Below are 18,082 nucleotides of genomic sequence, written 5' to 3'. Positions count from 1 at the left end.
GATGTTATCCCCGTGCCTTTTGCGGAGCTGCGTTGAACGCGATCTCCGCCGTTTTTGCGCCGCCCTCGCCCCAGCGCAGTTTCAGGGCATTGACAGTCACCGCCAGGGACGAAGCGGACATGGCGACTGCGGCCATCAACGGTGTAACGAAGCCGGCAACCGCAACCGGCACGGCAATGACATTATAGAGCGCGGAGATCCAGAGATTCTGCTCAATCGCCGCCCGCGCGCGTTTCGACAGGCTGAGCGCATCGGCAACGGGCCGCAGCCTGTCGCCCAGGAAGACGGCGTCGGCGGCTGCCTGGCTGAGATGAACCGCGGAAACCGGCGACAGGGAAACATGGGCACCCGCAAGGGCCGGCGCATCGTTCAGCCCGTCGCCGACCATCAGCACCTTGCGGCCCTGACGCTGCAATTCTTCCAGCCGGGCGATCTTCTGGGCCGGCTTCATGCCCGACCGCCAGACTGAGATGCCCAGGCTCTTCGCGCAATCCTCAACGGCCGGCTGCGTATCACCGGACAGGATTTCAAGCGCAAGGTCCATCGCAGTCAGATCCTCGATGACCTCTTTGGCGTCGGGGCGCAGGCGCTGGCGGAAGGCCAGCAGGCGAACGGGCCGATCGCCAAGGCGAATGGCCAGCAGGGAGGCGCCGGGTGTCTCGGCCAGCGTGCGATCGATCTGATCCATGGACGCGCCGCAGAAAAGCGGGCTGCCCAGGCGCAGACGCTCGCCGTCGACCGTGGTTTCCAGCCCCGCCCCGGAGACTTCGGTGACCTCCGGCAAAGGGGCCAGCGCTCCGGTCGCCCTGACCAAGGCCATCGACAGAGGGTGCCGGCTCGCCAGCGCCAGACGACCGCCGAGGACGACGTCTTCGTCTTCAAGGTCGATGTTGCTGCTCAGATCCGGCTCGGCAAGGGTCAAAGTGCCGGTCTTGTCGAACAGGATGGTGTCGATCTCCGCCAGACGTTCGATGGCATCGCCCGAATTGAGCAGGACGCCGCGGCGGAACAATTGCCCGGATGCCACCACCTGGACAGCCGGAACGGCGAGACCAAGGGCGCAGGGACAGGTGATGATCAGCACCGAAATGGAAATGACCAGGGCTGGTTGCCATTCGAGCCCGGCCAGCAGCCAGCCGAGAAAGGTCAGCGCGGCGGCGCCGTGAACCAGCGGCGCGTAAAGCCGGGCGGCACGGTCGGCGATACGGACATATTTCGACTTGGCCTGGGAAGCAGCCTCCAGCAACCGGTTGACCTCGTCGAGCAGCGTCGCGCCCGAGGCGGCCTCGACACGCACCTGCAGGGCCCCTGCCCCGTTCAACGTGCCGGCATAGACCCGCTGACCGGCCGTCACAGGTACCAGCACACTTTCGCCGGTGACAAGGCTCTGGTCGATTTCCGACGTGCCGGTCTGGACGACGCCGTCAACGGGCACGCGTTCGCCGCCCGATACCAGGACCAGATCTCCGGCATTGATCTTGGACAGCGGCACTTCGCGCACGCTGCCGTCGGTGTTGATGCGCGCGGCGACTTCCGCCTTCAGTGCCGCGATATTCTCGGCGAAGGAACGCGTGCGTCCCTTCATGTTGTGATCGAGGTAACGGCCGACCAGCAGGAAAAACAGCAGCATCACGGCGGATTCGAAATAGGCGTGATGCTGGTGCTGGATCGTCTGCACGACCGACAGGGCGACAGCCAGAAACACGCCGATGACGATCGGCACATCCATGTTGAGCCGTCCTGCGGTGAGCGCCCGGACGGCGCTGGAGACAAAGGGCCGGCCGGAATAGGCAACCGTCGGCAAGGCAATCAGCGCCGACAGCCAATGGAAGAAGTCGCGGGTTTCCGGCGTGATGTCGGTGGCGTTGCCCGACCAGACGGAGACCGACAACAGCATGATGTTCATGCCGGCGAAACCGGCGACCGCCAGGCAACGCAGCAGCTGCTTGCCGGTGTTGTCCTGGCGCTGTTTCTGGCTCGCCGGGTCAAAGGGATGCGCGGTATAGCCGAGACGTGTGAGCTCGGCGACGATTTCATCGGCGCCGGTCTCGTCCTCCACCCAGTCGACGGCGAGCCGCTGGCTGGTCAGGTTGACCCGCGCCGTGCGGATGCCGGGTAGCCGTTTCAGGCCGCGTTCGATCTCACCCATGCAGGCGGCGCAGGTGATGCCGTCGACGGCAAGATCCATATGGACCGCGCCGTCCTTGCCCGGAGTTACAAAAGCCTGCCAGTCTCGTTGATGTGCCGTCACCGTGTCACTCTTTCACGAAGATCCGGTTTTCGGATTTGAACTTGCGCTCGCCGTCCTTGCTGATCAGAAGAACCAGCGTCCAGTTGCCGGGTGCCAGATTGTCGACGTCACCGACATAGCGCCCGCCGCCATCGGCATGGAACGTCACCCGCAGATCGGCCCCGTCGTGGACAGGGTTGCGGAGCATGGCGTTGAGCTCGATCCCGTAAAGGGGCTCGCCGGCCGCATCCTTCGCGGTGACGACCAGTTTGCCCGTTTCGGCGTCCGACCGGACCAGCTCACTCGACACCTGCCAGTTCAAGTCAGCCTGCAACTTCGCGGCGGCAATCTCCTGATTGTAGGCCTGACCGGCCTCGTAGGAACTTTCCACCACCACGCCCGGAAAGGATCCGAGCGCGAGGTAGATGAAGACCGCATTGGCGGCAAAGACCACGCCGAAGAAGCCGAGCAGCCAGGCGAGCACCGTCTTGCCGGTGATCGCCTTAGGGTCTTTCATGTTCGATTGAACCATTGTCATCTGTTGCTCCTCAAGGCTTGTCCGGCGCTTTGAACGTGTCCCTGGCGGTCACGACCTCGCCCATGACACTTTCGGTGATGCGGAAGGTCACCGGCGTCGAATGCGGCATCTTCTCCCATGGCGGCGAGGTTACGAGGATGCGCACTTCGCGTGTGGTGTCCGGCCCGACGGAAATGATCGGCCGGCCGGCGAAACTCGCGTCCACTCCAACAGCTTCGACCAGCGTATTGGGCGGCATGCCTTCGACATGCAGCATGAAGCTGCGGTCATGGCGGCGCTTGTTGGCAAGTCGCACGGTGTAACCGTTGCGGACCGTGCCGTCCGACTGCTCGACAAAGACCGGATTGCGGTCATGCAGCACGCTGATATCGGCAAAGTCACGGGTCATAAGCGCGAACAGCATGATCGCACCGACCAGGGCGATTACCGCCGCATAAATGACCGTGCGCACCCGGACGATCTCGTACACCGGCTCCTTGCCCTCGATCCGGCGCTCGATGTTCTCGTCCGTATCATAGGCGATCAGCCCGGTCGGTTTGCCGATCTTGGTCATGATGTTATCGCAGGCATCGATGCACAGCCCGCACTGAATGCAGTCCAGCTGCATGCCCTTGCGGATGTCCACGCCGGTCGGACAGACCTGGAAGCACTGGTAGCAATCGATGCAGTCGCCGGCGGGCAGGCCCTGTTCTTCCAGCTTCTTGTTCTGTTTCAGCGATCCGCGCGGCTCGCCCCTGTCCCAGCGATAGGTGACGTTGAGCGCCTTTTCATCCGTCAGCGCCGCCTGGATGCGTGGCCAGGGACACATGTAGATGCAAACCTGTTCGCGCATGAAACCGGCGAGCAGATAAGTGGTCGATGTCAGGATCGCGATCCAGATGTAGGCGATCATCGGCGCCTGGAAGGTCAGCAGCTGCCAGACCAGCGTCGGCGCGTCGTTGAAATAGAGCACCCAGGCACCACCGGTCCACCAGGCGATCATCAGCCAGAAGAAATGTTTGGTGGCGCGCTTGCGGACCTTGTCGAAGGTCCAGGGATCCTTGTCGAGCGCAATGCGCTCGCGCCGGTCGCCCTCAACCTTGCGCTCGACCCAGAGGAACAGGTCGGTCCAGACAGTTTGTGGGCAGAGATAGCCGCACCAGATGCGGCCGGCGACCGCGTTCATGAGGAACAGGGCAACGGCCGCGATGATCAGGAGGCCGGTGAGGTAATAGACCTCCTGGGGCCAGATCTCGATGAAGAAGAAATAGGCGCGTTTCGCGTCCATATCGATCAGAACCGCCTGATCGGGCGCGTTCGGTCCGCGGTCAAAGCGGATGAAGGGCAGGAAATAATAGATGCCCAGGGTGATGAACAGCAAAGTCCACTTGATCCTGCGGAACAGGCCGTGGGTAGCCATGGGATAGATCTTCTTGGCCGACGCGAACCATTCTTCCGAATGCGCGCCCTCCTGCGTGTCGGTGTCCGTGGACATACCGTCCGTCCTTTTCAACGCGACCCCGCCCCAATGGGATCCTGATAAAACCAGATGCCGTCAATCATGAACGACATGGGCTCAAAATAAACCGGCGCAAAGCGTCACACTTTGCGCCGGATCAATTTGCTGGGCGGATCCGGCGTTTTTGTCGCACCGGACCCTGTCAGGATTACTGACCGCCACCGAAGGAGTGGACGTAAACGGTCAGCGACTTGATTGTTGCCGGGTCCAGGCGATCCGCCCAGGCTGGCATGACGCCGTTGCGCGGGTTGTTGACCTGCGCCTTGATGGCTTCGAGCGACTTGCCATAGAGGTAGTTCGCCGAGGTCAGGCTGGGAGCGCCCATTTCCTGGATACCGCCCAGGTTATCGCCGTGACAGGCCGCGCAGTTGTCCACATAGAGGGTTTCTCCGGCAGCCAAATCAACACCGTCCTCGGTCTCCAGACCGGCACGGGAGGCGACGTAGTTGGACACCTGATTGACCTCTTCGCGGCTCAGGATCTCGTCCCTGCCGAAAGCCGGCATGTCACCGATGCGCGTGTCATCGTTACCTGCACGAATGCCATACTCAAGCGTGGTATGGATGTCGTCCAGCGTACCGCCCCAGAGCCAGGTATCGTCCTGCAGGTTCGGATAGCCTTCCGCGCCCGTACCGCCGGAACCGTGACACGGTGCGCAGTTGTCACCGAAAGCCGCCTGGCCGTTGGCCAAAGCAAACTGCAGCAGTTCCTGATCGGCAGCGACCTCCTCCAGGGAGGCGGCGACGATCTTGTCGGCGAATTCGGACCGGCCGGCGACGACGTCGTCATAGGCCTGGATCGCCTCAAGGCGCTGGTTGGCCCCCAGCACACCGGAGGTGTAGCTGGAGATCAGCGGCCAGGACGGATAAAGCACCCAGTAGATCACTGCCCAGACGATGGTGACGTAGAACAGGTACAGCCACCATTTCGGCAGAGGATTGTTGAGCTCCTTCAGACCGTCCCATTCATGGCCGGTGGTTTCGACCCCGGAGATCTGGTCGACTTCCTTGTTATGTGTGTCTGCCATCTATCAATCCTCCCGAAACGGGATCTGAGCAGCGTCGTCGAACTTTTTACGGTTCTTGGGCCACAGCGCGTAGGCCAGAACGACAGCGAACAGGAGCATGAAGTAGAGAAGGCCCCAGGTTTGAGCGAAGCCTGCGAATGCGGAATATGTCTCGTTCATCGCCCTTACCTCGCGTTGGCCTTGTCGTCATAGATCGAGAAGTCGACCATGGTTCCGAGCACCTGGAGGTAGGCGACAAGCGCGTCCATCTCGGTGACTTCACCCGGATTGCCGTCGAAATCGCGGATCGTGGCGGTCGGCCAGCGTTCCTCGAAGGCATAGGCGGCATCCGTGTCCGGCTTGGCCTGGCCCCAGAGATCGCTTTTGGCGTTGGCGATCTGCTCTTCCGTGTAGGGCACACCGACGATGGTGTTGACCGAAAGGGCCGCTTCGATGTCACGCGTGTCCAGCTTGTTTTCCGCCAGGAACGGATAGCCGGGCATGATCGAGGCCGGGACCAGTGAGCGCGGATCCTTCAGGTGTTCCACGTGCCAGTCGTCGGAATACTTGCCGCCGACGCGGGCAAGGTCCGGACCGGTACGTTTCGAACCCCACTGGAACGGGTGGTCGTACATCGACTCCGCCGCCAGCGAAAAATGGCCGTAGCGCTCCATCTCGTCGCGCATCGGGCGGATCATCTGCGAGTGGCAAAGATAACAGCCCTCGCGGATGTAGATGTTCCGACCGGTGAGCTCCAGCGGCGTATAGGGCCGCATGCCTTCCGTCTTTTCGATCGTGCTCTTCAGGTAGAAGAGCGGCGCGATCTCGACCAGGCCGCCAATGGCGACCATGACCAGAATGCCGACCAGCAGGACGAAGGAGTTCTTTTCAAAGACTTCGTGTTTTTTCCATGCAGACATTTTCAAAGCCTCCCTTATTCGGCCGGAGCCAGGGAGCCAGCCGGCGTGGCATCGGCTTCTTCAGCCTCGCCGTGACGGACGGTCATCCAGAGATTGTAGGCCATGATCAGGGCGCCGACCACGAAGAGCGCACCGCCGAGAGCACGGATGATGTAGAAGGGATGCATCGCTTCCACGGTCTCCACGAAGGAGTATTCCAGGAAGCCGAGGCTGTCATAGGCGCGCCACATCAGGCCCTGCATGATCCCGGACACCCACATTGCGGTGATGTAGAGGACGATGCCGAGTGTGGACAGCCAGAAGTGCCAGTTCACCAGCTTCAGCGAATAGAGGTTCCTCTTGTTCCACAGCCATGGAACCAGGCAGTAGATCGCGCCGAAGGAGATGTAGCCAACCCAGCCGAGTGCGCCGGAATGCACGTGGCCAATGGTCCAGTCGGTGTAGTGCGACAGGGAGTTGACCGAGCGCAGGCTCATCAGAGGGCCTTCGAAGGTGGACATGCCATAAAAGGCGACCGAAACCACCATCATGCGCAGAACCGGATCGGTCCGCAGCTTGTCCCACGCCCCCGACAGGGTCATCAGGCCGTTGATCATGCCACCCCAGGAGGGCATCCACAGGATGATCGAGAAGGTCGCGCCGAGGGTCGAGGCCCATTGCGGCAGGGCCGTATAGTGCAGGTGGTGCGGACCGGCCCAGATGTAGATGAAGATCAGAGCCCAGAAGTGCACGATCGACAGGCGGTAGGAGTAGACCGGACGATCAGCCTGCTTCGGAATGAAGTAGTACATGATGGCCAGGAAGCCTGCGGTCAGGAAGAAGCCCACAGCGTTGTGACCATACCACCATTGCACCATCGCATCCTGCACACCCGCCCAGACGATGTAGGACTTCGTCGAATAGATCGAGACCGGAATCGTCAGGTTGTTGGTGACGTGAAGCAAGGCGATCGTGACGATGAACGCCAGGTAGAACCAGTTGGCCACATAGATATGCGGTTCCTTGCGCTTCCAGAGTGTGCCGAGGAACAGGAGCAGATACATCACCCAGACGATGGTCAGCCACAGGTCGGCATACCATTCCGGCTCGGCATATTCCTTGCCCTGCGTCGCGCCGAGCAGGTAACCCGTGCCGGCGATCACGATGAAGACGTTGTAACCGAGAATCACGAACCAGGGCAGGATCTTGCCGGGCATGCGTGCGCGGCAGGTCCGCTGGACAACATACATGGAGGTCGCCAGCAGCACGTTGCCGCCGAAGGCGAAGATCACCGCGGACGTGTGCAGCGGCCGCAGACGGCCGAAGTTGGTCCAGGGCAGATCGAAGTTGAGCGCCGGCCAGGCCAGCTGCAACGCGATCACCAGACCAACCGTAAAGCCGGCGATGCCCCAGAACATTGCCGCGATTGTGCCGAACTTGACCGGCCCCATATTGTAGTTGGGTTTGCCGTCGATCTCGGCCGGGATCACTTCCCCGCCGTCGTCGAAGTATTTTTTGAAGATCAGAAAGACACTGACGGCGGCGAACAATGCGCCGATGCCAGCGTGAAATGCCATGACCTGGTCAAAGGTCTTGCCTGCTACGATGATGCAGGCAAATGCAAGCAGCACGAGGAAGATGGCGAACCCACCTTCCTCGAGCGAGACCATTTTGGCCTTGTTTTGTGCCATTTTAGCGCCCCAGTCCTTAAAATCGTTACAAGGTGCCAACGATGGCACGACCATGCACACGACTCTCGAAAAGCCGCGTTGATTCATATCAAGAAGCTACCGGCGAAGCGGGTTGAAATGGACATGCATTCTGTCGCGCAAGACCGGCAGATTGTCGCAAGCGAAGAAATCTCCGGCACTGAACCGGCGGCCGCAGCGTCATTGTCCTTTCGCCTACCGGCAGCCGGACACAGTTGACTTTTGCGGCGCGATCCCGCCTCACTCATCTCCTCTCCGAAGCGCCCTCCCACGGACAATTGGTCCGGTTCCGGCCCCTTTTCCGACAAAGGTTTTCATCCTTGACTTCGACGTCCCTCAAATCCGCGTTTCTTTCCCCCAACGCCGCCGGCAGTGTCTGGATGATCGCGGCCATGGCCGCCTTCGCGCTGGAAGACGCGTTCGTGAAACGGGCCGCCCTGCACCTACCGGTCAGCGAAGTGCTGCTGCTGTTCGGCGCGGGTGGCGCACTGCTTTTCTGGGGCCTTGCCACGCTGAACCGCGAATCCGTGTTCAATCGCGATGCGCTGTCGCGAGTCATGCAGATCCGATTTTGTTTCGAACTCGCCGGCCGCCTGTTCTACGTGCTGGCTTTGGCATTGACGCCGTTGTCGTCGACAACTGCGATCCTGCAGGCCGCCCCGATTTTCGTGGTTCTGGGCGCCGCGCTGTTCTTCGGCGAGACGGTCGGCTGGCGCCGCTGGACCGCCATTGTGATCGGCCTCATCGGCGTGCTCATCGTGCTACGACCGGCGGGCGACAGTTTTTCGCTCCTGTCCCTGCTTGCCGTCATAGGCATGCTGGGCTTTTCCGGACGCGATCTGGCCAGCCGGGCCGCACCGGCCTCGCTGAGCACCAATCTGCTGGGGTTCTACGGTTTCCTGACCATCATCATCGCCGGAGCCCTGTTCGGTGCCTGGGACAGGTCGCCCCTGGTCATGCCTTCATCGCCTTCCTTGCTTGCCCTGGCCGCCGCTGTCGGCTGTGGGGTCTTTGCCTATAGCGCGCTGATGAAGGCCATGCGCACGGGCGAGGTCGCCAGCGTCACCCCATTCCGTTATTCGCGGCTGCTTTTCGGCGTTCTGCTCGGGGTCGTCTGGTTCGGCGAAACCGTCGACCTTCAGATGCTGATCGGCTGCGGCGTCATTGTCGGCTCCGGCCTGTTCATCCTGTGGCGCGGCAACAAGGCCAAACGCATCAAGACGCCACGAGGCTAGCCGTCTGAAACTGAAAGCCTGCGCAATTCCGAAGCAAGCGTATCGACCACCGCGTTGCCACGTCCACCGGGCAGGCTCCAGAGGGAAATTCTGTCCTTGAGCGGCACAGAAACGGGAAAAGGCGCAACCAGCGCTCCGGAAGCCAGATGACCCGCGACCAACGATCTGTGGGCCATCAGAACACCGGCGCCGCTCAAAGCCTCCTGCACCGCCAGCGAATAGAGCGAGAAGACAGGCCCTTTTGGCGTGAATTCCCGACCCGGCAAGGCTTCGTCCGCCCAGATCTGCCAATCCCGTGCCCAGGCGCTGTCTGTCAGGCAGACAGCCTCCAGGAGATCTTCCGGCCGCTGCAACGTTGTCGCGACCGCCCTGGTGCAGACCGGAAGCAGGTCATCCTGTGCAACCGCCGAACTGCCGTCCGGCGCATAAAACAGGCACAGATCGAACGGAACCCGTTTCAGGTTGGGTGGCGTCTCCATGGCGGTGATCGAGATATCGACCTCCGGGAGCGTCTCCCGAATGGCCGGCAATCTCGGCGCCAGCCAGAGTTCGGCGAGTGCCGGCAGTGCCGCAATGTGAACCTTCCCCGGTACGGCTTCCCGCCTAAGCTCCGTAACGGCCAGCCCAAGACTGTCGAAGGCGGCGACAAACCCCGGCAGGGCCCGCCGTCCCAGCGGTGTCAGATCGACGCCACGAGCATGCCGAACAAACAGGGCGCCGCCAATCTCCTGTTCGAGCGCCTTGATCTGGGCAGCGACAGCGCCCGGCGAGACCTGGAGTTCTTCGCCAGCCAGCGCGAATCCGCCCAGCCGCGCGGCGGCTTCAAACGCTCTAAGCGCGTTCAGCGAAGGCAGTCTCGGAAAAGGCGGTGCAACCGGCATCAACAAGACCTAATTTTTCTAGCCCTTGAAATTCTAAAATCTGGTTTGCGCGCAATCAAGAGGGTGATGAAACTGTAAGACATGGAAATCGCACAGCAAGGAGCTGAAGCATGAGTGTTGTGGACCTTTGCCCTTGGCTGCCGGAAGCCGCCATCGCCCGTATCGATGGCATCACGGAAGCGACCGCCAGCCTGTCGTCCAGGGATCTCGCGGCGCGCATCGAAGCGGTTGCCGGGGCGAACAAGACGATCCACGAGCGCGACTGTTTCAATCTCAACCCCGCTACCAATGTCATGAACCCGCGCGCCGAGTCCCTGCTCGCCAGCGGCCTCGGGTCGCGCCCGTCCCTTGGCTATCCGGGTGACAAATACGAGATGGGCCTCGAAGCCATCGAGGAAATCGAGGTGATCGCGGTGAACCTTGCTTGCGAAATCTTCAAGGCGTCCCACGCGGAGATCCGGGTTGCTTCCGGCGCCCTCGCCAATCTCTATGCCTTCATGGCAACCACCAAACCGGGCGATGCGATCATCGCCCCGCCAGCGTCGGTCGGCGGTCATGTCACCCACCACGCCCCGGGCTGCGCCGGTCTTTATGGGCTCGACATTCACGAGGCCCCGGTGGACGCGGACGGGTACACGATCGATCTGGACGGGCTGCGCTCGCTAGCGCTGAAGGTCCGGCCGAAGCTGATCACCATCGGCATGAGCCTCAACCTTTTCCCCCATCCGGTCCGGGAGATCCGCGCCATTGCCGACGAGGTCGGCGCGCACGTGCTGTTCGACGCCGCCCATCAGTGCGGCATGATCGCCGGCGGCGTCTTTGCCGACCCGCTGGCCGAGGGCGCGCATCTGATGACCATGAGCACCTACAAAAGCCTCGGCGGCCCGGCCGGCGGGCTGATGGTCAGCAACGACCGGGGCCTTGCCCGGAAACTCGACGCAATTGCCTTTCCGGGCCTGACGGCCAATTTCGATGTCGCCAAGTCCGCGGCCCTGGCGATCACGCTGCTGGATTGGCGCGATTTCGGCAAGGCTTATGCCGAGAAAATGGCGGCTACCTCCGGGGCCCTCGCGGACGCGCTTGCCACGGACGGCCTGCCTGTCTTTGCCACGTCAAAGGGCGTCACCGCCTCACACCAGTTTGCCCTGGAGGCGGCCGCCTTCGGCGGGGGCCAGACGGCGTCCAAAAAACTGCGCAAGGCCGGGTTCCTTGCCTGCGGCATCGGCCTGCCGATTGCCCCGGTCGAAGGCGACATGAACGGTCTGAGGATCGGCACGCCGGAGCTGGTGCGCTGGGGCATGGACGTCGAGCACATGCCGGAACTCGGCAATCTGATTGCCGAAGCCTTGCGCTCGAACGACCCGGCTGCCATGGCGGGGCGTGTTGCCGACTGGCGGCAACAGTTCGACAGTTTGCATTTCATCCACGGTTGATGGGGCTTATTGCTCTTCGGTTTGCCGCCGCCCAAGCACCAGCCCCGTGACGAAGGGTAGGAGCAGGACCATGCCCGTGAAGCGGGCGATCTGGTGGGCGGCGACGAAGGCTGGGTCGAGATCCAGCATGAAGGCAAGCAGCGTCATTACCTCCAATCCGCCTGGCGCATAAGCGAGCAGCGCCTGGCCGAACGGGATGTCGACCAGGTTCGAGACCAGCAGCGCGCCGGCGATCGATGTCAGGAACGCGGCGGAGAAGGCGGCTAGCGATGCACCGAGCACGCTCAGGAACTGGCGCAGTGTCATGTTGGCGAACCGGCAACCGATCATAGCTCCCATCATCACGAAACACGGCACCACCACATATTGCGGCAGCACCAGTGTCAGCAGTCCGGAGGCATTCAGCCCGGCACTCATGAAAAATGCCCCGGTCATCCAGCCGCCCGGAACGCGGAGCTTGACCGCAAGCCAACTTGCCACGAGGCACAGGGGCACGCCGATCAGGATTTCCCGCAAGCTGGAGACGAGCGGCGCGCCTCCATCCCCATGGATCCCGCCACTGGAGGACACGACCGCGAAGGGCAGAATGGCCACCAGAACGAACAGGCGCAGCGATTGGCTGGAAGCTATGCGGGGCAAGTCGGCACCACGGTCGGTCGCGAGCGCGATCACATAGGACAGCGCGCCCGGGATCGCGCCGAAATAGGCCGTTTCCCGCGACCACTTGGCGCCGAAATGCAGCACCATGTAACCGACAAGGGTGACGCAGACGACGACCACCACCAACAGCGCCATGGAGAACGGCCATTCGCCGACCCGTTCGACCACATCCGGTCGCACGCCCGCCCCCATGGAGATGCCGATCGCAACGAAGAGCGCATCGCGCAGCCGGTTCGGCAACAGGGTTGGCGCGCCTGCCAGTGTCGCAACGGCGACGAACACCATCGCTCCGGAGAGCCAGGCGGCCGGCAGGCCCAACCAGTGAAAGACCGCCCCGCCAAAGGCGGCAATGACAAGCGTCAGGCCCAGGCGGGCAGCATCAGCCTGAAAGGAAGAAAGTGTCATGAGCAACCGGATATCATCTACAGACATCCGGTGCTATATCGCCGTCTTTACGACTTCTCATGATTGATTGCATGGATCAACATGATCAATTTAATCAATGCTAGCCCGTGACGCCCGGGAGGCTGACCGGTTTCGGCTGTGTGAAGGGCAAGCCTTCGATCAGCTCCTGGTCACAGGCGCGGCGGATGGCGGGCCGCGTTTCAAGCGATGCGCACAGGGCGCGCAGACGCGGTGTCCCGGAAAGATCCCACTTGCCCTTGTTGCCGTAAATCTGGGTCCAGCGCGCGCAGGCGGCGAGATAAATGTCAGCGACGGTGAAGTCCGGTCCCAGCAACCAGGGACCGCCTGTGGTTTCAAGCTCCGCCTCCAGATGCAGGAACCCGGCGGAGATTCGTTCGAGCAGCGTGTCGGCGAACAACTGGTGCCTTGTTTCATCGGGCAGATAACGCCCGACCTTGAAGGAAATGCGCAGATCCGAATGCAACGTGTTCGACAGGAAAAACAGCCATTTCAGATAACGGCCACGAGCAGACGAGGTCTTCTCCGGCGCCAACGCCCCATGCCGGTCGGCGAGATAAAGAAGAATCGCTCCGGTCTCGAATAGTGGCGCATCCTGCCCGGGCACTTCCAGAACCGGGATCAGTCCCTGCGGGTTGAGCCGGCGATAGGCTTCCGATTTCTGTTGCGAGGTCAGCCGGTCCACGGGAACATAATCATAGGCCACGCCGAGTTCCTCCAGAACCATGCGCACCACAAGATTGGCGCTGTCGGGCGAGCCGTGCAGTCGGTAGCGCGCCACGGCGGCTTCACTGGAAAGCTGACGGTCACCTGCAGGTGGGCACTGGTTCACGGTTGACGGTCCTTTCCTTCTTTTCGGCACTTGCGACCGGCCTTGAGCAATATCAAGGCGGCGTGAAACGGCCATGGCTTAGATGACGCCATGATGAAAGATCCGCTCTCCCACGCCATGCGCAATGTACCGCGCTACACCAGCTACCCGACCGCGCCGCATTTTCATGACGGCGTCACGGCGGCGACCTATGCCAACTGGCTGAGCGCCGTTACGCCGGATGACACGCTGTCGCTCTATCTGCATGTGCCCTATTGCCGGGAGCTTTGCCATTATTGCGGCTGCCACACCAAGGCAACGCGCCAGGATGCGCCACTGAAAGCCTATGCAGCGACACTCGGCGCCGAAATCAGCCTGGTTGCCGGGCACCTGACAGACGCTGGGCCAGTCCGCCATATCCACTGGGGCGGAGGCACACCGAGCCTGCTGCCGCGGCAGAGCCTGATCGACCTCGCCGGCCTGATGCGGGTGCATTTTGACCTGGCAGAGGATCTGGAACACGCGATCGAACTCGATCCGCGCCTTGTCAGCGCGGAACTTGCCGAGACGCTGGCAATGATTGGCGTCAACCGGGCCAGCCTCGGCGTGCAGGATTTCGATCCGGACGTGCAAAAGGCCATCGGCCGGGTGCAACCCTATGAGACGGTGGCGCGCGCCGCCGCCCATCTGCGGGGAGCGGGCCTCACCGCGCTCAATTTCGATCTGATGTACGGCCTGCCGGGCCAGACACCTGCGACCATTCTGGACAGCGTCGAAAAGACCCTGTCGCTGTCGCCGGGCCGGATCGCCCTGTTCGGCTATGCTCATGTGCCCTGGATGCGCAAACACCAGCGGCTGATCGACGAGAGCACCCTGCCGTCGGCCGCCGAGCGGCTCGAACTGGCCGATCTGGCGCGCGCAGAGCTGCTCAAGGCAGGTTATGTCGCCATCGGCCTGGATCATTTTGCCCGGCCCGACGACAGCATGGCGGTCGCACTCCGGGATGGGTCGCTCAAGCGGAATTTCCAAGGCTACACCACCGACCAGGGCGACCAGCTGATCGGCTTCGGCGTCTCCTCCATCGGCAAGCTCTCTTCCGGATTTGTCCAGAACATGCCGGATGTTGGCAATTGGCGCCGCGCGGTCGAAGCCGGGCAATTGCCCGTGTCCAAGGGTCTTGCCCTTTCCACCGATGACCGCCTGCGTGGCCGGATCATCGAGGAGATCATGACCAGTTACGAATGCGACCTGACCCCGGTGTGCAAATCCTATGGCCTGACACCCGATCACCTGCAGGATGCACTCGCCGTGCTTGGCGATCTGGCCCAGGACGGTCTGGTGCGACTGGAGACCGGCAGCAACGACAATGCCAGGGTCCTGGTAACGGAGGCCGGACGTCCCTATGTGCGCCTCGCCGCGGCTGCCTTCGACGCTTATCTGGCACAGGGCAAGGCGCGCCACTCGGCGGCGGTGTGACCGGCAAGGGACGCGAAAAAGGGTCGCGAAAACGCGACCCTGCGATTAATCTGGAAACTCTCTCGGCGGGTCAGTGCATGCCGGTCATCTGGCACAGGCTGCAGACCTTGTTGAGATGGATCTTGTCTGCCTTGTCGACCCGGATCACGCCGCGGCGTTTCAGATCGGAAACCACCCGGCTGACGGTCTCGATGGTGAGGCCGAGATAGTCGGCGATTTCCTGTCGGGTCATGTGCAGCTGCAGATCAAAGCCGTCGTCGCTGTCATCGCTCGGACCGACACAGCCAACACCACCGCGTTCGGGCACCAGGTGCATCAGGAAGCTTGCCACCCGCTCAACAGCGGATTTGCGGCCGAGCAGCACGGCATGCTCGTGCAGAACACGCATCTGGTTGGTGAGGCATTTGGTCAGCGTACGCTGCAATTCATCGGATTTCTCGACATGGCGCAGCTCGATTTCCTGCACTTCCGCATCGGTCAGCGTTTCGGCTGTGCAATCGTTTTCTTCGCCGCCTGCGAGACCGAAAATATCCCCCGGCCGCAGAACCTCGACCACCTGACGGCGGCCGTCGGGCAGCAGCTTGTAGAGCATCACCGATCCCTTGACGAGCTCGTAGAGCCGCTTGGCCGGGTCGCCCTCGTAGTAGATGACGGCATGGGTCTCAAACCGGGCGGCCTTGCCACCGAAATCAGAAAATGAAGTCTTGCCGGAAGTGCAAAGCGGTACACCTTGAAGTCTTGCACCTGCGCCCTGGCCCGGGGTGCCCGCGTCGAAATAAGCCATAGTCCCTCCTTCGTGCAAATGCACGGCACTAGATTGCGGCAAAGCCGCAGAATTCCCCCGAACGCTCAATCGTCCACGCGTTGGGAAGAATGTCAGTAGCAGTGAGCGCCCCGTCCGACGCTCCGCAGCTTTCTAGGTGAACTCTAGTCTCCTCACTTGAAGGGGGAAATTCGGTCGACTGCGTAAGAGGAACTACTGATGAGTTGTATGGACGCAGTTCGCGACCCGCCCTCAGTCAGGCCATCGCCGCGGTCAGCATTTCGATCGACAGCGGTTTGCGCAACACTCTGAGGTCGGGCAGATCCCGCAATTGCCGCAGCAGACTGGTGCGCGACTTGCCGGAGATGGCAACGATTCCCGGCGGATTCGCGCGATTCATCAGCTCTATTACGACTTCGGTGCCGCATTTGCCCGGCAGGCCAAGATCAACAATGACCCAGTCCTCGGCCGAGGGGTTAGCGGCAGCCAGGAAAGTTTCACCGTCCCGATACGTCACCGGACGGTGGTCGAGATCCTCCAGCGCAATCGCCAGCGCATCGGCTACGGCCGCATCATCTTCGACAATATGAACGAACACGAACGTCAATCCTCAAAGCCGGGCGGTATTGCCAGACCTCGATCAAATATATGCCGAATTCCACTTGGTATATGTACGCATAAATACGTTTTCGAATAACTACGTATCCAGGCGGCACCGACTGATCGAAAAAATGGGCAGTCTTAACCGCCCGCCGGATGTCCCAATACAATACGGACCAGATCCGCCGCATTGCGGGCACCGAGTTTTTCCATGATCCGGGCCCGGTGCACCTCCACGGTCCTGGGACTGATGCCGAGCGTGCGCCCGGCTTCCTTGTTGGAGGCGCCGTCCGTTATTTCCTTCAGGACTTCCAGTTCACGGCGCGTCAGAAGGTCCGCTCCCTGGAAAGTCGCGGCCGTGGCCTCGTTTTGCCGCCTGGACAGCGCGATGCTTTCCCGGACCCGTTCGAGAACCGTTTCCGCGGAGAACGGTTTTTCGACAAAATCGAAGGCACCGTTGCGGATGGCTTCGACGGCCATCGGAATATCGCCCTGCCCTGAAATGATGAAGATCGGCGCCGGATAGTTTTCCGCGTTGAGTGCTTTCAGGATCTCGATCCCGGAGCGCCCCGGCATGTGCACATCCAGCATGACGCAGGCGGGAACGGACTTTTGCGCTGAGTTTACGAAAGCGTCACCGTCGGAAAAGGTCTCCACAACATAGCCCTCCATGTTGAACAGGACCGACAGCGCGTCGCGCACGGCAGGATCGTCGTCAACGATATAAATGGCCTCCGCGTCAGCTTTCATTTTTGCCGTTTCCCCCAATTGTCTGCAATCATACTGCTCATCTGCGATCCGTCCTCTTCGTCGTCGGGCGGATCCAGCGGCAAGGTCAATACAAAAGAGGCTCCCTGCCCGTCCGAAGCCGTCTCCAGACGCAGGTCTCCTCCGTGATTTTGCGCAATGGAGCGCGAAATTGCCAACCCCAAGCCAACGCCCCTGTGTTTTGCACCGGTAAAGGCGCGAAACAGGCGGTCGACCAGCTCCTTTGGCACCCCAGGTCCATTGTCCGTCACACGCAATTCGAGCCTGTCACCGTTGCGGCAGACAGACAGCACCACCTTGCGATCCGCTCTGTCGGCAACCGCCTCGCGGGCATTGCGCAACAGGTTGATCAGGATCTGCCGGATCTGCACCGGGTCCGCCTTCAGGGGCGGCAGGTCCGGTTCAATCTCGGACTGCATGAACGTCCTGGCATCGCCAGCCCCCAGTTCCGCCATTTCCAGGCAGGTTCTGACAAGGTCGTCAACATCGATAACCTGCCGCGCCGGAGCCTTTTTCTCCACCAGCTGGCGCATGCGCTGGATGATTTCGCCTGCCCGCTCCGCCTCTCGCACGGCCTTGTCGATCACCTCGAGGATCAATGGATCCAGCAGGGCCTCAGCCTTTGCCTTGCGCGACACCGACTGAAGATAAAGCAGCACCGCCGTCAGGGGCTGATTGAGTTCATGGGCAATGGCCGCGCCCATCTCGTCCAGAGCACTGATCCGGGTCATGTGCAGGAGCTGGGCCTGGGTCTTGGCAAGACGGTCTTCCATCTGTTTGCGCGAGCGCAGATCCCGCAGGATACCAATAAATTGGCGCCCACAAGGTGTCGACGCCTCTCCCACCGACAGTTCGATAGGAAACACGTTGCCGTCCTTGTGCCGAGCCATGACTTCCCGGCCGATGCCGATGATCTTTTTCTCGCCGGTGTCCAGATAGTTCTGGACATAGTGATCATGGGCTTTGGCGTGATATTCGGGCATGAGCCGGCTGACATTGCGTCCCAGAAGATCGGAGGCTTCATAGCCGAATAGGCGTTCGCAAGCCTTGTTGAAGGCAAGCACCTGGCCACGGTCGTTGATGACCACCATGCCGTCGGCAGCCGTGTCGAAAACGCTGGCAAGGCGTGCTTCCGACACGCCAGCATTTTCT

At 61.6% G+C, this 18,082-nt stretch carries 17 protein-coding genes; 3 read left to right on the top strand and 14 right to left on the bottom strand.

What is annotated here, in order from left to right; genetic code table 11:
* Nucleotides 1-4 precede the first annotated feature (4 nt).
* The 7 genes from M0H32_RS02460 to ccoN form a co-directional block, all read right to left on the bottom strand.
* Nucleotides 5-2,251, bottom strand: a complete 2,247-nt coding sequence (locus M0H32_RS02460) for a cation-translocating P-type ATPase (RefSeq protein WP_248150257.1) — start codon at nucleotides 2,249-2,251, stop codon at nucleotides 5-7.
* 4 nt (nucleotides 2,252-2,255) lie between these two features.
* Nucleotides 2,256-2,768 (bottom strand): FixH family protein, encoded by a 513-nt coding sequence (locus M0H32_RS02455; protein WP_248150255.1) that lies wholly within the window; start codon nucleotides 2,766-2,768, stop codon nucleotides 2,256-2,258.
* Between the two features lie 10 nt (nucleotides 2,769-2,778).
* The gene (ccoG, locus tag M0H32_RS02450; protein ID WP_248150252.1) at nucleotides 2,779-4,242 is read right to left on the bottom strand and encodes a cytochrome c oxidase accessory protein CcoG; all 1,464 of its coding nucleotides are present in this window, start codon (nucleotides 4,240-4,242) and stop codon (nucleotides 2,779-2,781) included.
* 172 nt (nucleotides 4,243-4,414) lie between these two features.
* Nucleotides 4,415-5,293 (bottom strand): cytochrome-c oxidase, cbb3-type subunit III, encoded by an 879-nt coding sequence (ccoP, locus tag M0H32_RS02445; RefSeq protein WP_248150249.1) that lies wholly within the window; start codon nucleotides 5,291-5,293, stop codon nucleotides 4,415-4,417.
* Nucleotides 5,294-5,296: 3 nt separating this feature from the next.
* Nucleotides 5,297-5,452, bottom strand: a complete 156-nt coding sequence (locus tag M0H32_RS02440) for a cbb3-type cytochrome c oxidase subunit 3 (protein WP_248150247.1) — start codon at nucleotides 5,450-5,452, stop codon at nucleotides 5,297-5,299.
* A gap of 5 nt (nucleotides 5,453-5,457) precedes the next feature.
* Complete coding sequence (gene ccoO / locus M0H32_RS02435; RefSeq protein WP_248150244.1) at nucleotides 5,458-6,192, bottom strand: cytochrome-c oxidase, cbb3-type subunit II; 735 nt, start codon at nucleotides 6,190-6,192, stop codon at nucleotides 5,458-5,460.
* Between the two features lie 14 nt (nucleotides 6,193-6,206).
* Nucleotides 6,207-7,862, bottom strand: a complete 1,656-nt coding sequence (ccoN, locus tag M0H32_RS02430; protein WP_248150242.1) for a cytochrome-c oxidase, cbb3-type subunit I — start codon at nucleotides 7,860-7,862, stop codon at nucleotides 6,207-6,209.
* A 338-nt stretch (nucleotides 7,863-8,200) separates the two neighbouring features.
* On the opposite strand from ccoN, the gene M0H32_RS02425 reads away from it, so the two are divergent.
* The gene (locus tag M0H32_RS02425) at nucleotides 8,201-9,115 is read left to right on the top strand and encodes a DMT family transporter (protein WP_248150240.1); all 915 of its coding nucleotides are present in this window, start codon (nucleotides 8,201-8,203) and stop codon (nucleotides 9,113-9,115) included.
* Here M0H32_RS02425 and M0H32_RS02420 read toward each other — a convergent pair.
* On the bottom strand, nucleotides 9,112-9,996 hold the full coding sequence (locus tag M0H32_RS02420) for a LysR family transcriptional regulator (protein ID WP_248150238.1): 885 nt from the start codon (nucleotides 9,994-9,996) through the stop codon (nucleotides 9,112-9,114). The two genes, M0H32_RS02425 and M0H32_RS02420, sit on opposite strands and share 4 nt — an antisense overlap.
* 110 nt (nucleotides 9,997-10,106) lie before the next feature.
* Between M0H32_RS02420 and M0H32_RS02415 the strand changes: the two genes are divergently transcribed.
* On the top strand, nucleotides 10,107-11,429 hold the full coding sequence (locus M0H32_RS02415) for a serine hydroxymethyltransferase (RefSeq protein ID WP_248150236.1): 1,323 nt from the start codon (nucleotides 10,107-10,109) through the stop codon (nucleotides 11,427-11,429).
* Nucleotides 11,430-11,435: 6 nt separating this feature from the next.
* Here M0H32_RS02415 and M0H32_RS02410 read toward each other — a convergent pair whose 3' ends face one another.
* On the bottom strand, nucleotides 11,436-12,494 hold the full coding sequence (locus M0H32_RS02410) for an AbrB family transcriptional regulator (RefSeq protein WP_248150234.1): 1,059 nt from the start codon (nucleotides 12,492-12,494) through the stop codon (nucleotides 11,436-11,438).
* Nucleotides 12,495-12,594: 100 nt separating this feature from the next.
* Nucleotides 12,595-13,344, bottom strand: a complete 750-nt coding sequence (locus M0H32_RS02405) for a glutathione S-transferase family protein (RefSeq protein ID WP_248150232.1) — start codon at nucleotides 13,342-13,344, stop codon at nucleotides 12,595-12,597.
* Between the two features lie 90 nt (nucleotides 13,345-13,434).
* Between M0H32_RS02405 and hemN the strand changes: the two genes are divergently transcribed.
* Nucleotides 13,435-14,799, top strand: a complete 1,365-nt coding sequence (hemN, locus tag M0H32_RS02400) for an oxygen-independent coproporphyrinogen III oxidase (protein ID WP_248150230.1) — start codon at nucleotides 13,435-13,437, stop codon at nucleotides 14,797-14,799.
* A gap of 70 nt (nucleotides 14,800-14,869) precedes the next feature.
* Here the strand turns inward: hemN and M0H32_RS02395 are convergent, their stop codons facing one another.
* The 4 genes from M0H32_RS02395 to M0H32_RS02380 all read right to left on the bottom strand — a co-directional run bounded on the left by M0H32_RS02395 (nucleotide 14,870) and on the right by M0H32_RS02380 (nucleotide 18,069).
* On the bottom strand, nucleotides 14,870-15,583 hold the full coding sequence (locus M0H32_RS02395) for a helix-turn-helix domain-containing protein (protein ID WP_248150228.1): 714 nt from the start codon (nucleotides 15,581-15,583) through the stop codon (nucleotides 14,870-14,872).
* A 235-nt stretch (nucleotides 15,584-15,818) separates the two neighbouring features.
* Nucleotides 15,819-16,160 (bottom strand): response regulator, encoded by a 342-nt coding sequence (locus M0H32_RS02390; protein ID WP_248150226.1) that lies wholly within the window; start codon nucleotides 16,158-16,160, stop codon nucleotides 15,819-15,821.
* 143 nt (nucleotides 16,161-16,303) lie between these two features.
* Entirely contained in the window at nucleotides 16,304-16,912 is a 609-nt protein-coding gene (locus M0H32_RS02385; protein ID WP_248150224.1) for a response regulator transcription factor, read from the bottom strand.
* Nucleotides 16,909-18,069: a two-component system sensor histidine kinase NtrB gene (locus M0H32_RS02380; protein ID WP_345779313.1), complete on the bottom strand. Its 1,161-nt coding sequence runs from the start codon at nucleotides 18,067-18,069 to the stop codon at nucleotides 16,909-16,911. Before M0H32_RS02380 ends, M0H32_RS02385 begins: the two co-directional genes overlap by 4 nt.
* Nucleotides 18,070-18,082 lie beyond the last annotated feature (13 nt).

Source organism: Roseibium sediminicola (genome assembly GCF_023156505.1).
Lineage (GTDB): Bacteria > Pseudomonadota > Alphaproteobacteria > Rhizobiales > Stappiaceae > Roseibium > Roseibium sediminicola.
Note: the sequence above shows the minus strand (reverse complement) of the source record. Positions and strands in the feature narration are given on the sequence as shown.

Coding starts and splice junctions, on each gene's coding strand:
- M0H32_RS02455 (WP_248150255.1), bottom strand. CDS start 2,768: ATGACAATGGTTCAATCGAACATGAAAGACCCTAAGGCGATCACCGGC.
- ccoG (WP_248150252.1), bottom strand. CDS start 4,242: ATGTCCACGGACACCGACACGCAGGAGGGCGCGCATTCGGAAGAATGG.
- ccoP (WP_248150249.1), bottom strand. CDS start 5,293: ATGGCAGACACACATAACAAGGAAGTCGACCAGATCTCCGGGGTCGAA.
- M0H32_RS02440 (WP_248150247.1), bottom strand. CDS start 5,452: ATGAACGAGACATATTCCGCATTCGCAGGCTTCGCTCAAACCTGGGGC.
- ccoO (WP_248150244.1), bottom strand. CDS start 6,192: ATGTCTGCATGGAAAAAACACGAAGTCTTTGAAAAGAACTCCTTCGTC.
- ccoN (WP_248150242.1), bottom strand. CDS start 7,862: ATGGCACAAAACAAGGCCAAAATGGTCTCGCTCGAGGAAGGTGGGTTC.
- M0H32_RS02420 (WP_248150238.1), bottom strand. CDS start 9,996: ATGCCGGTTGCACCGCCTTTTCCGAGACTGCCTTCGCTGAACGCGCTT.
- M0H32_RS02415 (WP_248150236.1), top strand. CDS start 10,107: ATGAGTGTTGTGGACCTTTGCCCTTGGCTGCCGGAAGCCGCCATCGCC.
- M0H32_RS02410 (WP_248150234.1), bottom strand. CDS start 12,494: ATGACACTTTCTTCCTTTCAGGCTGATGCTGCCCGCCTGGGCCTGACG.
- hemN (WP_248150230.1), top strand. CDS start 13,435: ATGATGAAAGATCCGCTCTCCCACGCCATGCGCAATGTACCGCGCTAC.
- M0H32_RS02395 (WP_248150228.1), bottom strand. CDS start 15,583: ATGGCTTATTTCGACGCGGGCACCCCGGGCCAGGGCGCAGGTGCAAGA.
- M0H32_RS02385 (WP_248150224.1), bottom strand. CDS start 16,912: ATGAAAGCTGACGCGGAGGCCATTTATATCGTTGACGACGATCCTGCC.